The sequence below is a fragment of the Mycobacterium sp. genome (genome assembly GCF_049281135.1).
Taxonomy (GTDB): domain Bacteria; phylum Actinomycetota; class Actinomycetes; order Mycobacteriales; family Mycobacteriaceae; genus Mycobacterium.
The window spans coordinates 1-3,648 of record NZ_JBAPRN010000433.1; the positions used below are offsets into that span (position 1 = coordinate 1).

3 protein-coding genes are annotated in these 3,648 nt (G+C 65.0%); all 3 read left to right on the plus strand.

Features of this window, described 5'->3' with window-relative positions:
• A partial coding sequence (locus WAN02_RS17760) for a hypothetical protein (protein ID WP_422265560.1) occupies positions 1-528 on the plus strand: 528 nt, incomplete at its 5' end.
• Positions 529-627: 99 nt separating this feature from the next.
• Positions 628-2,433: an N-acetylglutaminylglutamine amidotransferase gene (locus WAN02_RS17765; protein WP_422265561.1), complete on the plus strand. Its 1,806-nt coding sequence runs from the start codon at positions 628-630 to the stop codon at positions 2,431-2,433.
• Positions 2,430-3,648, plus strand: a 1,219-nt coding sequence (locus WAN02_RS17770) for a GNAT family N-acetyltransferase (protein WP_422265562.1), incomplete at its 3' end; no start/stop codon positions are given. The genes WAN02_RS17765 and WAN02_RS17770, both read left to right, overlap by 4 nt.

Here is a 3,648-nt window from a genome sequence, read left to right on the forward strand (position 1 = left end):
GGCGCGGGCGGTCTGCTGACCCTGGCGATCGTGCAATACCTCACCACCGTGCTGACCATCGACTGGTTTGGCGTCGGGCTCGGATCCCGGCAAGTCAAGCAGTCGCTGAACGATCGTCCGGAAGGGACGTCGCTGCCGCCGATCGGAATACCGATCGAGGTGGATTTCAACCGGCAGCGTCTTGCGGTGTACTTCCGTCCGCTGCCGGCGAAGTTATGGATCGGTTGCGTATCGCTTGAAGACGAAGAGGACGAGCACCGCGAATCCGAAATCGGGCTCGTTGGCGGTCACTGGCCCACCGATGGGCAGCCCTGGAAGCTGTCCAACGATGACGCGATGTTGTACGTCGACTCCGGCGAACTCCAGCTTCTCATGGAACCGGACAGTGTCAGCGGTGAAGGCTCGGCGATCAGTGTTGCGACCGCCGCGGACGGACGCCGTTATTTGCAGGTGGAAAACGAGGACGCCGACAAATTGCGCCGGATCCCGCGGTGCTGTGGTCAAGACAACGAGACGGACCGAAAGTGAGCCCCGACGTGGAACGAACGGACAATTCAAGACTCATCAACGTTGCAGGGGCGGGTCAGCGGTGGGCGCGCCAGAATTCACCTCTGTAGGGTTATTCAGGTGTGTGGAGCCACCGGTGAGGTGCGACTCGACGGTCGACCGCCTGACGTAGCGGCCGTGGCAGCGATGACCGCCGTGATGACGCCGCGAGGACCCGATGGAGCGGGCGTCTGGTCGCAAGGTCGAGTCGCCCTCGGTCACCGCCGTCTCAAAATCATTGACCTGACTGAAGCCGGCGCCCAACCGATGGTCGATTCCGAACTGGGTCTGACCATCGTCTGGAACGGTTGCATTTACAACTACAAGGAACTGCGGAGCGAGCTTCAGGGCTACGGCTACCGCTTCTTCTCGCACAGCGACAGCGAGGTTCTGCTCAAGGCCTATCACCGCTGGGGCGACGACTTCGTCAGCCACTTCAAAGGCATGTTCGCTTTCGCCATCGTCGAACGCGACAGCGGTCGGGTGTTGCTCGGTCGCGACCGGCTCGGCATCAAACCGCTCTACGTGACCGAAGACAACCACCGGATCCGGTTCGCCTCGACGCTGCCGGCCCTGCTCGCCGGCGGTGGCGTCGACACCCGCATCGATCACGTCGCGCTGCACCACTACATGACGTTCCATTCGGTCGTCCCCGCGCCCGCCACCATCCTGCGCGGCGTGCGCAAGATCCCGCCGGCATCACTGCTCGCCATCGAGCCCGATGGCCGCCGGGTTGCCACCACCTATTGGTCGCCGGACTTCAGCCGACGCGACGACCGCTCGGACTGGTCCGAGCGCGACTGGGAAGACGCCGTGTTGTCTTCGCTGCGCACGGCCGTCGAGCGCCGGCTGGTCGCCGACGTTCCGGTCGGGTGCCTGCTTTCCGGCGGTGTGGATTCCAGCCTGATCGTCGGCCTGCTCGCCGAGGCCGGCCAGCACGGGCTGTCGACGTTCTCCATCGGCTTCGAGGCGGCCGGCGGAGTGCAAGGCGACGAGTTCCAGTACTCCGACATCGTGGCCAAACGCTTCGAGACCGATCATCACCAGATCCGCATCGGCACCGAGCGCATGCTGCCCGCGCTGGACGGCGCGATCGGGGCGATGAGCGAACCGATGGTCAGCCACGACTGCGTCGCCTTTTATCTGCTCAGCCAGGAAGTCGCGCGCCACGTCAAGGTCGTGCAATCGGGCCAGGGCGCCGACGAGGTGTTCGCGGGCTACCACTGGTATCCGCCGATGGGCGCACCGGCCGCGGCCACTGTCGAGGGTTCGGTCGCCGAATACCGGGCCGCCTTCTTCGACCGCGACGAGGCCGGCCTTTCCGCACTTCTCGCCGAGGGCTACCTCGCGCCGGGCGATCCCAGCCAGCGTTTCGTCACCGAGCACTTCGCCCACGCCGGAGCCGAAACCGGCATCGACCGTGCGCTGCGGCTCGACACGATGGTGATGCTGGTCGACGACCCGGTCAAGCGGGTCGACAACATGACCATGGCCTGGGGGTTGGAGGGCCGCGTTCCGTTCCTCGACCATGAACTGGTCGAGCTCGCCGCCACCTGCCCGCCGGAGCTGAAGGTCGCGCATGGCGGCAAGGGCGTGCTCAAAGAGGCTGCGCGACGGGTCATTCCGTCCGAAGTCATCGACCGTCCCAAAGGCTATTTCCCGGTTCCCGCACTGACCCACCTCGAGGGGCCCTACCTCGATATGGTCCGCGATGCTCTGTACGCGCCGGTCGCCAAGGAGCGGGGCCTGTTCGACACCGAGGCGGTCGACGCCCTGTTGGCCGACCCCAATGGGCGGCTGACCCCACTACGCGGTAACGAGCTCTGGCAGATCGCCCTGCTCGAGTTGTGGTTACAACGTCATGGTGTGACCGGGCCGGCAGCATGACCGCCATCGGTCCTTCAGCGGACCATCCCGAGGCCATCACGCTCGGGTTGCACGATGCGTCACCGCCGCACATGGTCGACGCGATGGCCAAAGACGTCGAACTCGAACTAGGTTGGGGTCGACTCATTTTCGGTCAGACCTTCGCCGATGCCGGCACTCTGGCCGAGGCACTCCGGCGGGAAGCTCCGGGACGGCGTGACATCTGCATCTATGCCCGCGAGTCCCAAGTCGTCGTGGCCGGAGCGCCTTCCGAACTTTTCATCGACCCCAGCCATACTTATCGGCTCCGCTTCTCCGACACCTCTGACGAGGATCAAACCGCGCCGTCTCCGATGGGTGTCATGGTGCGCCCGCTCAACGACTCGTCCGACGCAGACGCGATGAACCGGGTCTTCGTTCGCTGCGGAATGGTTCCCGCGCCGGTCGAGACGATCTGGGAGAACAACCTGCATCAGCCCGCCGTCACGTACCTGCTCGCGGTGCGCGAGGACGGTGCCGTGGTCGGCACGGTGACCGGTGTCGACCACGAACTGCTGTTTTCTGATCCCGAGCGGGGCTCGAGTTTATGGACACTGGCGGTCGATCCGGCCGCGGGGATCCCCGGAATCGGTATCGCGCTGACCAAGAAGTTGGCCTCGCACTTCCGTCGTGCGGGCCGTGCCTATATGGATCTGTCGGTTACCCACGACAATTCCGCCGCGATCCGGCTGTACGAGAAGCTGGGATTCCGCCGCGTCCCGGTGTTGGTGATCAAGCGGAAGAATGCGATCAACCAGCCGTTGTTCAGCCCGCCGCCGGAGACCGTCGACGACCTCAATCCGTATGCGCGAATCATCGCCGATGAGGCGTTGCGTCGCGGCATCTGGGTGGAGGTTCTCGATGCCGAAACCGGCGAGATGCGCCTCAGCCACGGTGGTCGCAGCGTAATCACCCGAGAATCGCTGTCGGAGTTCACCTCCGCAGTGGCGGCTGGCCGTTGCGACGACAAAAGGCTGACGCGCCGGCTGGTTTCGGACGCGGGCATTATCGTGCCGCGCGCTCGCCTGGCAACCTTCGACGACGACGACTATGCGTTTTTGAAAGAGGTGGGCGAGGTTGTCGTCAAACCCACTCGAGGAGAGCAGGGCAAGGGCATCACGGTCGGTGTCAGCGCCGAGAACGGGCCCGGCGACCTCACCGCGGCAGTGGCTCGGGCGCGCGAGCAACACCCCGAGG